At 42.8% G+C, this 18,015-nt stretch carries 14 protein-coding genes; 5 read left to right on the top strand and 9 right to left on the bottom strand.

Annotation, left to right across the window (positions count from 1 at the left end; translation table 11 throughout):
* Positions 1–276: 276 nt before the first annotated feature.
* Entirely contained in the window at positions 277–1,269 is a 993-nt protein-coding gene (locus tag FIS9605_RS0119495) for a LysR family transcriptional regulator (RefSeq protein WP_026734097.1), read from the top strand.
* A gap of 79 nt (positions 1,270–1,348) precedes the next feature.
* Here the strand turns inward: FIS9605_RS0119495 and abc-f are convergent, their stop codons facing one another.
* Positions 1,349–2,968, bottom strand: a complete 1,620-nt coding sequence (gene abc-f / locus FIS9605_RS41100) for a ribosomal protection-like ABC-F family protein (RefSeq protein ID WP_026734096.1) — start codon at positions 2,966–2,968, stop codon at positions 1,349–1,351.
* 660 nt (positions 2,969–3,628) lie between these two features.
* On the opposite strand from abc-f, the gene FIS9605_RS0119485 reads away from it, so the two are divergent.
* Positions 3,629–4,000 (top strand): zinc ribbon domain-containing protein, encoded by a 372-nt coding sequence (locus tag FIS9605_RS0119485; protein WP_026734095.1) that lies wholly within the window; start codon positions 3,629–3,631, stop codon positions 3,998–4,000.
* 16 nt (positions 4,001–4,016) lie between these two features.
* Positions 4,017–4,733, top strand: coding sequence for an alpha/beta fold hydrolase (locus FIS9605_RS0119480; RefSeq protein ID WP_026734094.1), 717 nt, complete (start codon positions 4,017–4,019; stop codon positions 4,731–4,733).
* A 116-nt stretch (positions 4,734–4,849) separates the two neighbouring features.
* Here the strand turns inward: FIS9605_RS0119480 and nblS are convergent, their stop codons facing one another.
* Positions 4,850–6,781: a two-component system sensor histidine kinase NblS gene (gene nblS, locus FIS9605_RS0119475; protein ID WP_026734093.1), complete on the bottom strand. Its 1,932-nt coding sequence runs from the start codon at positions 6,779–6,781 to the stop codon at positions 4,850–4,852.
* 305 nt (positions 6,782–7,086) lie between these two features.
* The gene (purD, locus tag FIS9605_RS0119470) at positions 7,087–8,367 is read right to left on the bottom strand and encodes a phosphoribosylamine--glycine ligase (protein WP_026734092.1); all 1,281 of its coding nucleotides are present in this window, start codon (positions 8,365–8,367) and stop codon (positions 7,087–7,089) included.
* Positions 8,368–9,654: 1,287 nt separating this feature from the next.
* Between purD and FIS9605_RS0119465 the strand changes: the two genes are divergently transcribed.
* Positions 9,655–9,873 (top strand): DUF4327 family protein, encoded by a 219-nt coding sequence (locus tag FIS9605_RS0119465; protein WP_026734091.1) that lies wholly within the window; start codon positions 9,655–9,657, stop codon positions 9,871–9,873.
* Between the two features lie 79 nt (positions 9,874–9,952).
* On the opposite strand, the gene FIS9605_RS0119460 is transcribed toward FIS9605_RS0119465, so the two are convergent.
* From FIS9605_RS0119460 to FIS9605_RS46140, 5 genes are all read right to left on the bottom strand, one after another.
* The gene (locus FIS9605_RS0119460) at positions 9,953–11,167 is read right to left on the bottom strand and encodes a protein kinase domain-containing protein (RefSeq protein WP_026734090.1); all 1,215 of its coding nucleotides are present in this window, start codon (positions 11,165–11,167) and stop codon (positions 9,953–9,955) included.
* 146 nt (positions 11,168–11,313) lie between these two features.
* On the bottom strand, positions 11,314–13,470 hold the full coding sequence (locus tag FIS9605_RS0119455) for a serine/threonine phosphatase (RefSeq protein ID WP_026734089.1): 2,157 nt from the start codon (positions 13,468–13,470) through the stop codon (positions 11,314–11,316).
* Between the two features lie 285 nt (positions 13,471–13,755).
* A complete protein-coding gene (locus tag FIS9605_RS0119450) occupies positions 13,756–15,432 on the bottom strand; it encodes a sensor histidine kinase (protein WP_026734088.1) in 1,677 nt (558 codons plus the stop codon).
* A 291-nt stretch (positions 15,433–15,723) separates the two neighbouring features.
* Complete coding sequence (locus FIS9605_RS0119445) at positions 15,724–16,350, bottom strand: pseudouridine synthase (protein WP_026734087.1); 627 nt, start codon at positions 16,348–16,350, stop codon at positions 15,724–15,726.
* The gene (locus tag FIS9605_RS46140; RefSeq protein WP_269321055.1) at positions 16,347–16,472 is read right to left on the bottom strand and encodes a hypothetical protein; all 126 of its coding nucleotides are present in this window, start codon (positions 16,470–16,472) and stop codon (positions 16,347–16,349) included. The genes FIS9605_RS0119445 and FIS9605_RS46140 overlap by 4 nt, the downstream gene beginning before the upstream one ends.
* Before the next feature lie 61 nt (positions 16,473–16,533).
* On the opposite strand from FIS9605_RS46140, the gene FIS9605_RS0119435 reads away from it, so the two are divergent.
* The gene (locus FIS9605_RS0119435; RefSeq protein WP_026734086.1) at positions 16,534–17,406 is read left to right on the top strand and encodes a phosphodiester glycosidase family protein; all 873 of its coding nucleotides are present in this window, start codon (positions 16,534–16,536) and stop codon (positions 17,404–17,406) included.
* A 21-nt stretch (positions 17,407–17,427) separates the two neighbouring features.
* Here the strand turns inward: FIS9605_RS0119435 and FIS9605_RS0119430 are convergent, their stop codons facing one another.
* Positions 17,428–18,015 carry a GNAT family N-acetyltransferase gene (locus tag FIS9605_RS0119430; RefSeq protein ID WP_026734085.1) on the bottom strand — a complete coding sequence of 196 codons (588 nt, stop codon included), beginning with the start codon at positions 18,013–18,015 and terminating at the stop codon, positions 17,428–17,430.

Genomic DNA, 18,015 nt, shown 5'->3' with positions numbered 1-18,015 from the left:
TCTAGATGGGGAGTGAAGATCCGTGTTGGCTCACCGCCAAATACCAACAAACAACAAATTCAGATATTAACTATGAATTTATTACCACGGGGATATTTTCAACCATTTTGACTTTAGCAACATGAATGTTGTTAAAGTATTGTATATTAAGATTAAACAACTTTTATGTTGTTAAAGTTCTCTATTTTTTTCACGAGAGACTCTCATGAATTTCGTTCAAAACGAAAGCATGAGAATTACTTAAGTTTTTTCCTTGTTTCTTGAGTAAATCTGTTTATGAAAAGTCCTCTGAGTGAAATCAGACAAAAGGATAACCTCCTGAACTCGGTTACGCTAGATCAGTTGCAGGTGTTTGAAGCTGCTGCAAGGCACTGTAGCTTTACCCGTGCTGCCGAAGAGTTGTTTGTAACTCAGCCTACTGTGTCAATGCAAGTCAAGCATCTTGCACAGGCGATCGGGCTACCCCTATTTGAACAAGTGGGTAAGCGTATCTACCTTACAGAAGCAGGTAAAGAAGTTTTGCATAGCTGTAGGGAAATCTTTCAGTGCCTAGATCGCCTAGAAACAACGATAGTTGATTTGAAGGGGATGAAACAGGGAAAACTGAGGTTAGCAGCAGTCACTACGACTAAGTACTTCATCCCAAAGTTGCTGAAACCTTTCTGTAAACTCTACCCTGGTGTTAAAGTTGCCCTAGAGTTCACAAATCATGAAGCGCTGTTGACGCGACTGAATGAAAATCTTGACGACTTGTATATTCTGAGTTGTCCACCCAATAGAGAAGATATAGAGGCAAAGCCATTTTTAGATAATCCACTTGTGGCGATCGCTCCTGCAAATCATCCCTTTGCTAAGCAGCATAAACTCTGTTTGAAGAATTTTGCAGAGGAACCCTTGATTGTACGGGAGGAGGGTTCAGGAACCCGCAAGCTGGTACGGCAGTTTTTTGAGCAACGTGGAATATCCCCACGCATCAACCTAGAACTCGGTAGTAACGAAGCCATCCAGCAAGCTGTGATTGACGGTTTAGGTCTTTCAGTTTTATCGATGCATACGCTCAATTGTGCAGAAGTGAGAAATCAGCTAGCAATTTTAGATGTAGATGGTTTCCCAATTAATCGCCAGTGGCATGTGATCTTTCCCAAGAAAAAGCAGCTTTCGATTACTGCTAGTACTTTCTTAGAATATTTGCTTACAGAAACTCAGCAATTTTCTACAGATAACGATAACCCCATGCAAACAGTAAAGACTCTGTGGGTTCAGTCTTAACCTCGGACAGGCGGTATCAAATCGCCTGCTCGTCCTAGCTTTTGCTAGAAATTATCGCAGTTAATGTATATCCGATTGCTCAGTTGAGTAATTCTTGATAGTACTCCTCCGGTTCATTAGGCAGATATGCAGTCATTTGCAGGGCTTGATTACTCAACTTCAAGGCTGTGGTAATGTTGATGCGACTGAGAAAGTCTAAGTCATGGGAAATAACCCAAAGCGCACCCTGATATTCATTGATACCTTGCACCATTTGCTCGACAGTTTCGATATCTAAGTTATTGGTTGGCTCATCGAGAATTAGCAAATCAATTTCAGAGATACTGATAATGGCGATCGCTAATCTTGCCAACTCACCCCCACTCAATACCGATGCGGATTTATTGACATCATCGTTTTTAAACAGGAAGTGTCCTAACTGTTGCCGCAAAAGCTGATAGCCCAGATGAGGATTAGCAGCTTGCATGTTTTCTAGAATTGTTTGCTCTCGATTCACAAACTGGTAAGTTTGATCTAGATAAACGGCTTTCATTTTTGGAGCTAGTAAGATCTCACCCGACTCTAGAAACGCTTCATGGGAAAATGCGGAGAACTTCCCCGAGTTCAAAATTGCCTTTGCCAGACTAGACTTACCTGAACCATTTGCCCCAGCAATGGCGACTCGATCGCCAGAGGAAATATGAAGCTGGATGTTCTGAATTAGCAGGCGATTTGACACCCAAAGGTTTGCGCCTTGAATATCAATCAGATTTCTGCGTTTTTGACTGTTCTCTTCCAGTTGAATGTTCGTCGCCTTTGTAGTTTTGACTTTCGTCTCAGTAACTTTTTGAGTTGCCTTTGCTACTGCAGCTTCGTGTTTCTTTTTTGCATTCCCTGCTGATGATTCCGCTTTTGTTTTAATCAGTCCAGCTGCGGCTCTACCCATACTGCCATCGAGAAACTTACCACGACCGCTTTTACGAGATTGGGCTGCACGTTGCTGTTCTTTGAGAGCAGTTTCTTTAGCGAGTTTGAGTTCTTTTCTAGCAACTTCGTGATTCCTGATTGCCGCTTCTAATTCTATTTGTTTCTGTTCTCGATACAGAGAAAGATTTCCTCCGTATACTTTAATTCCCTCAGGTGTAAGTTCCCAAGTAGTATCTACTACCCGATCTAAGAAAAAAGGCTTATGAGAGATGATCGCAAACGCACCATTAAAGTCCTTGAGAAACCAACTCAAACTTTCTAGTGCGGCAAGATCCATGTGATTTGTTGGTTCATCCAATAGCAGAATATTTGGCTGTTGAGATAAACCAATCGCTAAAAATAGTTTTGTGAGTTCTCCACCACTTAAGTTTGTTAATGGTAGAGATAGGTCAAGATTTGTATGAAATTTTGACTGCAAAATCTCCTCAATTTGCCACCATTCATCAGATATGGAACTTAAGAAATCAATTAATGACTCTGCTTGGATTTGCTCCTTGATGGTACTAATTTGGGGCAGATAGTAAATAATACCATTACGCCAAACTGAACCAGTAGTAGGGGTAATTTGATCTGTGAGAATCTTCAGCAGAGTTGATTTACCCACACCATTGCGACCAACTAAAGCAATGCGATCGCTCTCTTCAATGCTTAAGTGGACTCCTTGAAATAAAGTCCTAGTTGAATTGAGTTCGTAAGCTAAATTTTCAGCTAAAAGTATTGATTTTTTTTGCATTCTCAAACCTTGAACGCGCTAAATAGGAATGCGTGTAAATTGGTACACTGAAGCCGTATAAGCCTTATATCCCGCAGCGACTATCAGTCGTGACTGTACAGGCCAAGTCATCCTGTGTGGACTTTAGGCAACAGGGGTAATCCAACCAGATTTGGTACAGATGATGGGTATTATTTACACGCGCTATCAACATCGCCGCAGACACCTTGAAGGCGGCTTGATGTAGAGATTAAGTTATGAAATTTCTTTTAGAACATGACTATTTTTCAGCGAATTTGCCGTGCTTGTCGTGATTATTCTTTTTTGACATTCGATGTGTTCGAGCAAGGCTTTTGTGTGACTACTTCATTTTGGCTATTTCGCTTAATATGTGTCGAGACTCGATATTATCTACAGCTTAGCAGATTGAGATTTCGGAAGGCTGACTTGAAAGAAGGAAGAAAGTTTTTCATGTGTAGGGTGTTCTTTGTAGTTATACCAAGTTGTGTTCAGATATAGCAATTCGTGCCCTCTCCCCCTCCCCTGTTCCAAATTGGGAGAGGGGTGCCGACAGGCGGGGTGAGGGAAGTACTATCTTTGACTGCAACCTAGTATTAATAATTGGCTGATAGCCTGGAAGTACAGTTAAAATCGAGATGTTTAGTTATTGACACTCAGGCTGTGGACACTGCTACTTGCCCTCGTTGTCATCAACCGGTAGACCGACAGGCTGTTAACTGCCCCTATTGTCGTACTCAGCTAAAAGCTTACGGACACCCCGGTATTCCTTTGCATCGGGCTACTAAAGATAAATATCTCTGCGACAGTTGCAGCTATCATGCCGATGATACCTGCAATTTTCCCCAGCGTCCCTACGCCAAAGAGTGTACGCTGTACCAAAATATTGAAGAGAGCAAGTTGGAATTGCAACAGTTGCGTGAAGCTAAAAGCTTTAGCACTAGTGTTAGAAACTGGGTTAAACGCAATCAGACTTTATTGTTGTTATTGGCTTTATTCTTAGTGTGTTTGCTCATTGCTCTGTTGCAATCTTAATGACAATTTCTTCAGCGTGAAAGAACACTTTCTGCAAGCGAACGAAGCTACATTATGGGTAGCTGAACAAGGCGAAGGCTTTCCTGTGGTTTTAATTAGTGGTGGCCCAGGCTGCTGTGACTATCTTGAACCTGTGGCTTCACTCATAGATGATGTTGTACACACAATCCGCTTTGACGCGCGGGGGTGTGGTCGTTCTTCTCTGACACCACCATACGATCTTCAGACAGCGATCGCAGACCTCGATGAACTCCGCAAAATGCTTGATTTTGAACAGTGGGTAGTGCTGGGTCACTCTTGGGGGGCAAATGTCGCGCTTGCGTATGCTCTGACACACCCTATCTGCACCAGTGGTGTGATTTACCTATCTGGTAGAGGTCTACAAAACGATCAGGACTGGAAGGATGCCTACCGCAGAAGGCGCGACGCAGGAGAAGACCAAACGCCAGAATTTGCTTATCCACCGAACCTGGAAGTGAATGAGGTGTGCAATCTTTCGTGGAAGGCGTTTATCAAACAACCAACCTTGTGGAAGCAGATCTCAATGCTCGCAGCACCGATGTTAGCAGTAGTAGGTAGTAAGGACATTCGCCCAAGCTGGCCTGTCGAACAGGTGACACACCTGATGCCTTTTGCTTGTTTTGAGCGAATTGAGGGGGCAGGACATTGCTTGTGGCTAACGCATTCGAGGCAGTTAGGTTTGCTTCTACATCACTTTCTGGAAAAGCTGTAAGTTCTATTATTTAAACTAAGTACAGCTTTGCATAAGTTCGTAACGAATAGAATTTACCTCTGCTACCTGGTGCGCTAACCTCTGTTCTCCGTGTTTTAATAATTCGCCGTGATGTACTAAACTACATTAGTAGCTTCAACTGAGGTCAGTGGTGCTTCTTCATATGCTGCTAGGTCAAACCAAAAAGTTGTACCCACGCCGACTTCACTAACCAGATGAACTTTACTGTGATGCTTTTCTTCAATGATATTTCTAACTATTGATAGTCCCAAACCAGTTCCTTCCAAAGTATGAACGCGATTTTCTACCCGGAAGAAGCGATCGAAAATGGCTTGTTGGTCTTCTGGGGCGATACCGATGCCAGTATCGGAAATTTCTACTCGCACCCGACGGGGACTAGCGCTGTCTTGGGACTGGGGTTGTAGCTGGTAGGCGCGGAGAACGACTTTACCACCAGCTTTGGTAAACTTTAGGGCATTACCCAGTAAATTCGCCAACACTTGTAGTAACAAATCATAATGACTTACTACTAAGGGCAAGTTGGGTTCTACTTCCTGGAATAATTCAATACCTTTATCTTTGGCATTAAGTTGGTAAGTACGCAGTGTTTGTTCAATTGCTTGCCCTAGATCCACCCCGTCCAAGTGATAACTACGACCAGATTCCAGCCTGGACAAATCTAAAACATCGTTAACCAAACGCGTCAGGCGATCGGTTTCATGATTAACAGTTACTAGAAAATCTTGCCTTTGCTCTAAACTCAAGTCTTCGCCGTATTCGTGCAAAGTTTCGATAAAAGATTTGATGTTAAATAGGGGGGTTCGCAGTTCGTGAGAAACATTACTAATAAATTGGCTTTTTGCCTCGTTTAGCTCGACCTCACGGGTAATATCTTGCACGGTGATGGCAATGCCTTTGACATTCTCCTTTTGCTGGTCGCGTACAGTAGTCAGGAGAATGCGGATAGTACGTTTACTTGGCTGGTTAAAGGGAATGCGGAACTCGGCACTTTCACATTCTCCTGCTGCCATTTCGTATAAAGGGCGAGTGATTTCCATTTGCACTGCTGATGGCAAGAAATGCAGAACATTCCCGCCGACAACATCGACACCTTCCCAGCCGAAAATGCGACGTGCTGTGGGGTTGACTAAAATTACCTGCATATGGTCATCTATCAATACCGCACCATCAGCAATAGTGGAAACCAAAGTTTCCAACTTGGCTTTTTCGGCAGTCAGTTCCTCAATATTCTGTTCTTCGTAGCGCTCTAAGCGCTCTGCCATCTCATTAAAGCTGAAAATTAACTCTTTGAGTTCACCTCCAAATGGTAAGTCAATACGCTGCTTAAAATTCCCCGCAGCAATTTGCTTTACCCCCAGTAGCAGTTCTTTAATTGGTTTGGTAATTGTCAAAGCGTTAATCACCCCTCCCAAAATCACCATTACCCAAATCGAGATAAATACGGCAATAGTGACATCGCGAGTGAAATTTGTAGAAATGACTGCGGCAGGGTTAGGATTGATGCCGATCGCCAAAACACCCAGATACTTTTTATCAACCTTTAAAGGCACAAATACATCAGTAACTACACCATCTGGGGACAGATGTTGCCGCACCATCGGCTTATCGGCATCAGTGGCGTAATCATCAGGCAGTTGTATGCGTCGCTCAATGGTCAGAGAAGTTTCCACTTCTGGCTCCCAAAAAGGAATGCCAAAATAGATTTTTCCAGTATCATCAGCGTAGAGCATGTAACGCACGCTGGAAGTGCTGCTATAGAAGCGTTGGGAAAATTGTGCTACCTCGGTGAGATTATGGTCAGCAATTAAGGGAGCAACGTTGGCAGCAAGCAGCAGTCCTAAGTCACGACCAAAGCGAGTGTCATTTAGACGCGCATCCTGTTGTATTGTATTTACTGCCCAGAAAGTCAGACCGCTCATCACCAAAGATACCACTAAGGTTACGGCAGCCAAAAGCTTGGTCTGGAGAGTGAACTCCGACCACCAATTGGCGATCGCTTCTCGAATTGTTTTTAACAAAGCCAGCATCTTAAATAAAAAGTTGTTATGGCTGTGGTCGTTTGCTTGACATTCTCTCCTGTTTGACTTCACTTTCCATTGGGAGAGTAAGCTACAGTTTAAAGGAGAGAGTCCGCATATGGAGCTGAACACGCAACCCCAACAACTAAAAATTAGCAGCTAATCTAGATAAATAGGTAAATAGGTTAGTGGTTAGTCATTTGTCATTTGTCATTTGTCATTGGTCATTAGTTAGTAGTTAGTGGTTGCTAGTTATTGCCAATGCCCAATTCCCGATACCCAATGCCCGATGCCCACTCTCCCCATCTATTCCCCTAACCTATTCCCTTCAACCGATGGCCAATATCTCGCCGATAATACATACCCTCAAAGTTAATGCATTTCATTCCGGCGTATGCTTGGGCTAGTGCTTGCTCAAAATTTTCCCCTACGCCGGTGACATTTAAAACTCGACCGCCATCTGTTAGCAATTGTTGCTCTTGCAACTTGGTTCCAGCATGAAACACAACTGCTCCCTGTGCCTCGGCTTCTGGAATACCCGCGATCGCCTTATCCTTTTCATAAGTTCCAGGATAACCGCCAGAGGCAGCAACGACAGTAGCAGCAGCGCCTGGTTTCCAAGCAATGGGTGGCATTTGTGCTAAACGCTGTTCAATGCAGGCAAGTATTAACTCTTCTAAAGGAGTTTCCAAAAGCGGCAGAATGACTTGCGTTTCTGGATCGCCAAAACGACAGTTAAATTCTAAAACCATTATGTTGCCATCAGAGGTAATCATTAACCCAGCATAAAGCACGCCTCGATAGTCAATGTTCTTTTTCCTTAAGGCTGCGATCGCTTTTTCTAAAACCTGTTTTTGAATGCGTTCCATTAACTCTGGTGTAGCAATGGGTGCTGGAGCATAAGCTCCCATACCACCAGTATTTTCTCCTGTATCACCTTCACCAATACGCTTGTGATCCTGAGCTGGCAATAAAGGTCTAATTGTTAATCCATCGGTTAAGGCTAAAACGGAAACCTCTTGCCCTATCAAACATTCTTCAATGACAACAAATCTTCCAGCATTACCAAACTGTCCCTGGAAAATTGCCTCAATAGCTTCAATGGCTTGGTCTAATGTTTGAGCAACTATAACACCCTTACCTGCTGCCAGACCATCAGCTTTAACAACAATTGGTACGCCATGTTCTTTTACGTAGGATTTTGCAGCAGCAGCTTGGGTAAATACCGCAGCGTGTGCTGTTGGAATTCCTGCTTCTTGCATCAGGGCTTTTGCCCAAGCTTTACTTGCTTCAATTTGTGCTCCTGCTTTGGTCGGGCCAAAAACCATCAACCCTTGTGAGAGGAGATAGTCTGAGATACCCTTAGCCAAAGGTACTTCTGGCCCGACTACAACCAAAGAAATTCCTTCTTTTTGGGCAAATTGGCTGATGCCCTCAAAGTCATCTACTTTTAAGGGCAAGTTTTGACAGCGTGACATGCTGGCTGTTCCGCCATTTCCCGGCACACATGTAACTTGCTCAATTTGCTTTGACTGCAATAGTTTCCAAGCAAGGGCGTGTTCCCGCCCGCCGTTACCTACAACTAAAACTTTCACTGATTTCCTCGTGCATCCCTTGCCAGCGAGAATGCCCTATGGCTGCTCGCCGTTCAATTTTTTCACCAATTCTAATACTTATGCGAGTCTAAAAATAATATTCTTTTAGAAAAAGCTTAGGACAAGGTTAAAAGTTATAGGGCAAATGGTCGCGGTGAGGAGACTGTGGTCTCTATGCTGCTGTGTCGTTCAGGAATCGCCACTCTGGGATTGGGTGCTGGGTATCTAGTACAGGGAAAGCAATTTTAAATTTTGGAGGGAATTTAATATCCTTCTAAAATTTACTGCTATCTTCCAATCCTTAGTCACTAATCGCTTTGAAGCATAAGAAAAATATTTCTAATTAAAAATCCTGAATTTTAATCAAAATAGATATTTATGATTCATATATTCCGCAACCTATATATGAAATATTAAAAAATATTTGTAAGCTAATAGCAGTTTGCAAGTTACAAGCATTAATCTGTCAAAAGTAACCATTGTGTCAAAAGCACGAAATTTTTTGGAACATCACCCGCGAGTTCTGCTTTTGGACAGTTTGAGGCAAGAATGGCAGTTGGTTAAGCTGTTATGCGCTTGATTGAGGTGATATTTAATCATTGGGAGTAAAGACTACCGAAGAGTTGGCTTCTGGAGACTTTACCATCACTCTAAAACCGTTATGGGCAATAAATTGCCTTGCGCCCTTATTCCCGCAGATGAATCTTGGGCTTGCGAGCTATGATTTTTTGTCATTTTCTTTTCATCATCAAAGCAAAAACGCTATTTTCCTGTTGTCTTTATAGTCTTACTTTCTGAATAAATAATTAAATTTTTATAAAAATTGCCTACTTTGTCATCAAATCCCAGAGGTTTGCGATATTCTATATAACAATTTGCTAGAGATGGTGGATGTCTCAAGCTTGCAAGGTTTAATTTTCACCGAAAAACCTACCATCAAGCCCTGATTTTATGGGTTTGTCAAATAGCGCACACATGCTAATGAAAAAACGAATAAAATTTTACCAGTTGTTCCTTATCATCCTATCTATGCTATCAACAGGACGACAAGTTTTTTTGTAAGTGTCTGCAAAGGCCGATGGTCACAATTTGAGTTTTTTGGTGGTGATTACCGTACAAAACCGAATTGGACAGCAACTAAGTAGAGTTAGTTATGATATAGTTAAGAAGCTAAGACTGTAATTGCCAAAGTACCTAACTCTACGCATCGGCAACAATTCCCAAACGGAAAACAGTTTTGACTAAGCATTTACCAAACCAAATCTGAATTTAAATTCAATCGAGGTTATGACTCAGCAAGTAATTCACCCAATGGTGAAATTGCAGCGTAACGTGCAATCACTCGTAGACTCAAAGATTATCAAGCCAACCGATAGCATTTGGAAAATCGCTTTGCTCTTCGGTAATGAATGGCAGCACTGGAAAAAAGAATTGTTAGACTTTGGGTTCAGCATGCAAGACCCTGTGAGCGATTTATTGGCAGTAGAAGCTTGGGACGAAGAATAGGAAGTAGGAGTTGTTAGTTGGTAGTTGTTTGTTGTTTGGAAGAACAACCAACAACCAACAACTAACAACTAACCAACTCTTATTTGCAAGCTGCTAATGCGGCAGCTACTTCCTTCGCTGTTTGATAACGATCGCGTGGCAATGGTTCTGTAACACGGTCAATTACCTTTGCTAATTCGGGGGTGATAGTAGGGACTTTTGTCAGATTAAATCGATAATTTCGTCCTTGTTGACGATAAAACTTGAAAGGATTTTCGCCGGTAAGTAGGTAAATGAGCGTGGGTCCAATTGCATACAAATCTGATTGTGTGAGTGGTTGTCCCCGTTCTTGTTCAGGAGCGCAATAACCTTCTGCACCAATACGAGTGCCAGGTGCAGTACCAACAATTTCTTTGACTGCACCAAAATCCAGCACCACTATGCGATTATTAGAATTTCGTACCATCAAATTAGCGGGTTTAATATCGCGGTGAATCAGTGGAGGATCTTGCCCATGCAGATAGTCCAAAATTTCACAAGTTTCGATCATCCAGGCGATCGCTTGACTTGGAGTCACCGGCCCCTTAATCAAAATCAATTTTTCTAAATCCTGGCCGTGGACTAATTCCATTGCCAGATACTTTTTTCCCCCTTCCACAAAAAAGTCATAATACTTGGGAATACCTGGATGTTGAAGAGATTTAAGAATGTGCGCTTCTCGTTCAAATAATTCGCGGGCTTTGGCAATTTTCGCCATGTCAGCATTCATTTGCTTCAAAACCAGCAGTTGGGGGTGTCCAGTAATTTTTCCTGTTTCGTCCCAAGCTAGATAGGTAGTACCCATACCTCCCTGTCCTAGTGTCCGCAGCACTTGATAATGACGAATTGTTTGTTGCACAGAGAGGGGTTGACCACAGTGGATGCAAAATAGATTGTTAGGGGAGTTCCCTTCGTGAGTGCAAGTGTTAGATAAGTTTGCTGGCTTGTTTGGAGCAGTTACCTGTTCAATGTGAAATTTTAGTATCGGGCCTCCCCGTGCCAATTGCAGTAGCGAATTATCTGGTAGAGGACTCTGAGTCACTAAAACACCGTTCAGAAAAGTGCCGTTTGTACCTTTGCTAATCACCTGCCACGAACCGCCATAAGAATCAGAACTAATTTGTATTAGTTCTAGATGGTGTCGGGATACCAGAGTATCGGTTAAAACAACGTGATTATCGGTCGAGCGACCAATCCGAATTACGGACTCGTCCTCAAAATGCCACTCTTGAAGGGGCATTTTTTGTTGCGGTTCTAACAGGGTCAGAATAACCACATTACAAGGTAATAAGGTAACGGAATTAGGGATTGGAAGTAGTTAGTAGTTAGTACAGACGTGCCATGGCACGTCTGTACATTGGTTAGTAGTTAGTAGTCAGTAGTTGGTTGTTCTTGTAACCACTATCCACTATCCACTAACAACTAACCATGAACAATTCCTTTTTGACTTTCTAAATTTGGGCGCACTTTTGCCCGTACAAGTACAACAGTAATGTTGTCATGACCATTGTAATCGTTTGCCATATCAATTAAATTCTTAACACCGCTTTCTAAGTTAGCGTCAGAACCGATCAGGGGAAGTAAGTGAGTTTGCCAATGAGTTTCTAGTAAATCATTATCTGATAAACCATCCGATGCCAAGACAAATAAAGTATCTTCGGCGATCTCGAAAAACTCCACATCAGGAACAATTAGGCTTTCATCGCGAGGGCCAAGGGCCTGAGTGAGTTGATAGGCATCTGGACGGGCGTAAGCCACACTGGCTTCCACTCCTCGAGAGATTTCCCGTTGACCTACTTCGTGATCTACCGTGATTTGTTCTAGACCTCCTTTACGAGTCAGGCGGTAGAGGCGGCTATCGCCCACATGAGCTACAGCAGCTTGAGTATCTTGAATGAGAAGCATGACTAGAGTAGTACCCATGCGCCCGACACCAGAACGGGCATCTTGTTGATTGACACTGTAAATTGCTTGGTTGGCCTGTCCCACTGTTTCGCGGATTTGGTCTTCTGTGGGCAATTCATTATCAATCCAATGAGTTTGAAAATATTGTCGCACCGTATTAACGGCCAAGGCACTTGCTACTTCTCCGCCGGCGTGTCCCCCCATACCATCGCAAAGAATATACAAAGCACGAGCCTGCACACTACGGCTATTGGGCAATTCCAGCCTATTAATTTTGGTATCAATGCCAAAGTAGTCTTCGTTGTGATGCCGCTGACGCCCTACATCGGTGAGTCCGGCGTGTTCCAAGCTGATTAACTGCATTGGCAGCACTACTGTAGGTAGGTCATCACTTTTGGTACTGTAATCTTCTTCTGCTTCGTCTAATTGCACGATGGTGGGCGAATTAGTTGTTTGATTTTCGACAGGAGTGAGATTTGACTCACTAACACTAGAGGTTGGTTGTAGTTCCGTTGGTTGTAGTTCAGTGGCGATCGCCTGCAAACGTGTTTGCAGCTCCAACAGTGTCTCAATCTTACCTATTTCCAGATCTCCTAACAGTTGTAACAAAGAGCCAAATTGCGTACGTTGAGATTCTCGAAATAGCTTCTGCCAAACACGTCCCAAAGCTGCAATTGTGGGAGGTTCTTCAGATGTAGCAGATGCTTGGTCAGCACTATTGCTGTTTAGTGGTTCCACGTACAACATTTGTAGTGCCACTGCTTGGTCTTCATCTAACCGTAGATTCGACAACTCTAAAAGACTATGACAACAATTAAGTGGTTCTAGCAGTGCCCAAAGTCGCGTCATCTGATAAAAACAGTTGACCATCTGCAAAGAACTTGTTGTTTCCTCACACCACAAATCCAGTAAATAAGGCCAATCAGAGCGGTCTTCGATAAGTACTACCTGTATATCATCCTGCTGCCATGCATCATGAATCGGCGGTATACCTTGGTGAACGTGGGGTTGTAGGATAACATAAGCTTTCGCTAGGGAAGGAAAACCATCAGTATCCATTAATGATGGTGCTACCAACCCTTGAGACTGATTAGTTACCATTGCCTCAAGCAGCGAAATTTGATACGGCTGGCAATCTAAAACTTGCACGCATACCCAAGTATTGGTGGGTATTTCCTCCAAGTTTGGCAGCGGTTCTAGCAGTTGATAGCGCTGTTGTTGATCTAAGTAAGTGCCTTCTGGGAGAAGAGATGGGGTGTAGACGCCTTCTGGGGGGCTTCCCGTAGGGTTGGGGTTATGGGGCTTCTGTGATAAGGTGGTGGGATGTTGGGGAGATGGGGTGAAATCTTTCTCCCCATCTCCCGATCTCCCCATTTCCCGATCTCCCCATCTCCCAATCTCCCCATCATCTTTCTTCTCATCTCCCAATCTCCTTACCTCTCTCTCAACAGAAGGTATCTTCACTGCTTCCCCAGGTTGAGAATTTTCTTCCTTTGTAATAATTGCCAACCAAACTCTGCCACATTCTGCGCCGCAGTTATGACACCTTTGTGCATTCACAGGTACTTCTGCATTGCATTCAAAACAGACCTTGTGGGTCAGAGAGGCCCCACAGTTTTGACAGAATTTGTTGGAATTGGGGTTTTCAAATTTACACTGAGGGCAAATCAGCATTGTGGAAGTTCCTTAATTCCCGCTCCAAGGTGCTTCTAGCCACTAAGATCAAATGTGCCACAATATAGCAGCCCCTGCCTCCAGTAGAACTACAAATGATTGTAATTTCACAAGTGAATTTTTGTGGCAGTTTTAATTTTTACGCATACTAACTGTATATTTCATATCTAGGCTAGTTAATTTTTCACAATAACTTGCCGGACTAGGGACGAGGTGAGAATTATAAATGATGAATGCTGAAAATTTCATAATTCATAATTCATAATTGTTATTCTCTAGTGCCTATTAGAGTGGTAGTTGAATCGTAAAACAAGTACAGTTTGAATCACTTTCTGCCTTGATAGTTCCTCCCAAGTATTTAGTCAGTTTTTGTACCAGGGCTAATCCCAATCCTGTACCTCCCTGCTTCCAAGGATCGTTACTGGGAATGCGGTAAAACTTCTCGAAAATCCGCGGCAATTCCGAGGCAGGGATTTCTACACCAGAATTACTTACCTGTAGTTGAATACAGTTAGATTTTGATTCCGCGGCAACGAGAATATCTGCACCCGGAGGGCTGAATTTACAAGCGTTTGTAAGTAGTTCTATGATAATGCGTTCCAGACTGAATGGGTCGCAAATTAAAGCAGGAAGATTGTCAGGTATGCTAAGTTGTAAATTGTGCAAGTAACAATTGCGGTTGCGTGCTTGAAATAGCTCTATTACTCGCTCTAACCACACCTGAACTTGAACTGTCTCCAACACCAAAGGTTTAGAACTTGTATCCAACCGCTGCAAATCCAGAAAGTTGTTGATCAGGTTAATTTCTCGCTCACACTCGTTGTTTAAAATTTGGAAGTAGCGAGCTACTTTTGAGCATTCTGCATGTGGCTTTGTCATTTCTAGTAGTAGATTTTGCTCTTGATTGAGTGCAATTCCCAGCATCTGTATCGCCATTTTCATGTTAGTTAGCGGCGTCCTGAGTTCATGGGAAACAGTGCTGAGAAACTCATCTTTGAGGCGATTGAGGTTTTCCATTTCCTCTAATTGCGTCTGTGCCGATTTTTGGCTTTCTTTAAGAGCGACTTCTGCTAATTTTCGTTCTGTAATATCTATTGCTGAACCAATATAACCAGCAAAGTTGCCACTTGGAGTAAACCGAGGAACTCCTGTATTTAAAATCCAACGATACTCACCATCAAAACGCTTAAAGCGATATTCAAGCTGAAATCGCGTGTATCTATGAAAAGCAGATTCGTAAGTTTGGGTACATAAATTTTTGTCTTCTGGATGAATTCCTTCTAGCCAGCCTAGTTCTTGTTCTTCCTCCTTGCTGCGTCCAGTAAATTCTAACCAAGACTGATTAAAAAAGTTACATAAACCATCAGAGCCAGCCATCCACAACATGACTGGTGCGGTGTTGGCCATAATTTGAAAGCGCTGTTCGCTTTCTCGTAAGGCGTCTTCAGAAAGTTTATGGACTGTGATATCCTCACAAATCATTAGAATCAACGGATTTTCCTTCCCAGAGGGTAAAATCCGTGCTACCACTTTTACCCATTCCATCTTACTGTTAGGACAGTTCAAGCGAAATTCCCGATTGAAAACTTCGCTTTCTTGCGAACCCCCAAATAACCCCATCAATCCATCAGATAACCTTTGTTGTTCTGAGCAAGCAAATAAGTTAAAAACAGGCTGTTGTATTAATTCCTCCGGAGAATAACCAAGGCTGTTTGCACCAAAATGGTTGACAGATAGTATTATCCCAGTTTTGTCAATAGTTAAGTACACACAAGGTGTATTTTCATACAATTTGCGATACCATAAAAGTTCTTCTTGAGTACTACGCCAGGTTTCTGGTGTGCAAAGTTCTACGTCAAAGGTTCGTTCTGGCACGATTTCCAAGCGTCCAGGTGTTACAGGCACTATGTTATGTTGTTGTTGGCAAGCGTGATGCCAGCTAGATGGCTGATTAAGGCTCATAAGACTTAAACTTGCACCCAAGCGCTGGTGTTAACTAGGGGGTTAAAAAGAAAAGAATATTATACTGCTTATAGCGTAATTTTCGTGAAAAAAAGCGAATAAAAACTTATGTAAAGCGCATAATCTCTGTTTTGTGTAAATTGCTTCAATTTTTATCCAAAAATTAGACTTAAAGAATTTTTAGCAATATATCTTGAAGAAAAGAAGGCACAAATAAGTCAAGAGTCAAGAGTCAAAAGTCAAGAGTCAAGAGTTAATGGTTATTCCCCCACTCTCCCCCTCTCCCATTCCCTAAGTAATCAAGCCTTTTTGCCAACTTGACGAGTTGGCTTGAGAGGTCAAATTATGTAAAAGTTCCAGTTCACTTGATGTCAGATTGCGCCATTGGCCTGGTTGCAGACCATCTAAATGCAAGTGAGCGATCGCAAACCGCACAAGTCGTAAAGTCGGAAACCCCACAGCGGCTGTCATCCGCCGTACTTGCCGATTTTTTCCTTCTGTTAAGGTCATCTCCAACCATGCAGTTGGTACATTTTTGCGAAATCTTATCGGCGGATCGCGATCGGGTACTATAGGTTCTTGACTTAACAGCTGTACCTTTGCTGGTCGAGTACGGTAATCTTGTATCACTACACCTTCTTCTAACTTTTTGAGTGCAGTAGCATCAGGGATTCGTTCTACCTGCACCCAATAACTACGTTTATGTCCAAACCGAGGATTCGAGAGGCGATATTGCAATTGTCCGTCGTTCGTCAAAAGCAACAAACCTTCGCTGTCCCAGTCCAAACGTCCCACTGGATACACATCAGGAATCGAAATATAGTCCTTGAGCGTGTTGCGAGTGGGAGTATCTTTTGTAAACTGGCTGAGAACGCCATAGGGTTTATAGAAAAGAAGATATCGATAGTGGTTAGTCATTGGTCATTTGTTGGTGGTTGGTGGTTGGTGGTTGGTTGTTGTTTGTCTCCCCATCTCCCCATCTCCCTATCTCCCCATCTCTCACGCTCCCACTTTCCCATCACTCCACTTACCGTCTCCATATTGACAGAATCAGCAAGGGTTTAGGTATTTCAATCTAGACAATAGAGTGAGGAGTTGATTATGGCAAGTTCCAAGATATGCCGTTGGTCTTTCTTGTTCCTGGCAGGTGCTTTATTGGTACAAGAGTTGACACTAGTACAGCCCACCGCTGCTAAAACTGTACAAGTCAACAAAGGCAAAATCAATGGTGTATCTTTTCATCGGGTGATTGTTGATCTCACTGACTTTAATACTTTCATCACTATTGGTTTAGCAAACAATGCACGTGTTGCTAACTCAGCACGGCGTAGTAATGGTGATGAGGAATTTAATAAGATGATGGCTCGACATGATGCTGCGGTTGTTGTTAACGGTACATTTTTCGCCAAGAATCGCCGGAAAAGTGTCATGGGCAACATGGTAGCAGGAGGAAGATTCCTCAAATATAGTAGATGGGAAAATTATGGTACTACGTTAGGTTTACGAGTGGGAAACAAACCTGAAATGGTGACGGCACGGGTTGATGGTAAACCAAAATGGAGAGAGCATTGGTTTTCAATCACTAGTGGCCCCAGACTGCTGAGACGGGGAAAAATTTGGCTCAAACCAAGACGAGAAGGTTTCAAAGATCCGCACGTGTTAGGTACAGCTAAACGTACGGCGATTGGATTTCCTGCTAGTGGTAAAAAGCTGATTATAGTGAGTTTCAATCAAAAACTGACTTTAGAACAAATGGCGCGAGCAATGAGAGCTCTTGGCTGCTACGAAGCCATGAATTTAGATGGAGGAACATCTAGGGCGTTAGCCGTCAGAGGAAAAATTCTAGTCCGTGCCAGACGACCTCTAACGAATGTGATTGTAGTATATGATGCCAAGCATCCTGCTCCCGCAGCATTGCGTCGGTCATGGATAAGGTTTCAGAAGCGCAAGCGTGCCCTACATCGCACTAGATAAATTGCGTAAAATGCTACATTTTTAATAAGTTTTATCAGCGTAAATACTGAGAAGTTGTATCTGCATCATTTCCCGATCTAGGATAGCATATAACAAAGAGTCTCGCCATTTACCTTTGATCCATTCATACTCGCGCAGATAGCCTTCCTGTCGCATACCTATTTTCACTAACACTCGCATTGAGCGAGTATTTTTTGGGTCACAAAATGCAAATATTCGATGTAAACTTAATTGCTTAAAACCAAAATCTAAAAGTTTGCGTGCTGTCTCAGTTGCATATCCTTGCCCCCAAAATTCCTTAGCTAAACAGTATCCGATCGAACCTTCTTGTTTGCTGGGATTGGTGATGGAAATGTGACAGGAACCAATTACTTGTTTGTCTGATTTTAAAGTAATTGCAAAACCAAAATGCTGACGAGGTCTTTTACGTCGCATTTTTATTTCTGTTTGCAAAAAATTTTTGGTGTCTTCTTCGGTATTGGGGCCGAAAGGCAAATAGCGAACGACTTCCGGATTGGAGGCGTAGTTATGCACTGCCTGCCAATCTGATTCTACAAAGTCTCGCAGTATCAAACGTTGCGTTTCTAGGGGTGGGTAGATGCTGCTCAT

The organism is Fischerella sp. PCC 9605, assembly GCF_000517105.1.
Taxonomy (GTDB): Bacteria; Cyanobacteriota; Cyanobacteriia; order Cyanobacteriales; family Nostocaceae; genus PCC9605.
Note: the sequence above shows the minus strand (reverse complement) of the source record. Positions and strands in the feature narration are given on the sequence as shown.

Coding starts and splice junctions, on each gene's coding strand:
- FIS9605_RS0119450 (WP_026734088.1), bottom strand. CDS start 15,432: ATGAGCCTTAATCAGCCATCTAGCTGGCATCACGCTTGCCAACAACAA.
- FIS9605_RS0119445 (WP_026734087.1), bottom strand. CDS start 16,350: ATGACTAACCACTATCGATATCTTCTTTTCTATAAACCCTATGGCGTT.
- FIS9605_RS0119465 (WP_026734091.1), top strand. CDS start 9,655: ATGACTCAGCAAGTAATTCACCCAATGGTGAAATTGCAGCGTAACGTG.
- abc-f (WP_026734096.1), bottom strand. CDS start 2,968: ATGCAAAAAAAATCAATACTTTTAGCTGAAAATTTAGCTTACGAACTC.
- FIS9605_RS0119455 (WP_026734089.1), bottom strand. CDS start 13,470: ATGCTGATTTGCCCTCAGTGTAAATTTGAAAACCCCAATTCCAACAAA.
- FIS9605_RS0119435 (WP_026734086.1), top strand. CDS start 16,534: ATGGCAAGTTCCAAGATATGCCGTTGGTCTTTCTTGTTCCTGGCAGGT.
- FIS9605_RS0119430 (WP_026734085.1), bottom strand. CDS start 18,015: ATGAGCAGCATCTACCCACCCCTAGAAACGCAACGTTTGATACTGCGA.
- FIS9605_RS0119495 (WP_026734097.1), top strand. CDS start 277: ATGAAAAGTCCTCTGAGTGAAATCAGACAAAAGGATAACCTCCTGAAC.
- nblS (WP_026734093.1), bottom strand. CDS start 6,781: ATGCTGGCTTTGTTAAAAACAATTCGAGAAGCGATCGCCAATTGGTGG.
- FIS9605_RS46140 (WP_269321055.1), bottom strand. CDS start 16,472: ATGGAGACGGTAAGTGGAGTGATGGGAAAGTGGGAGCGTGAGAGATGG.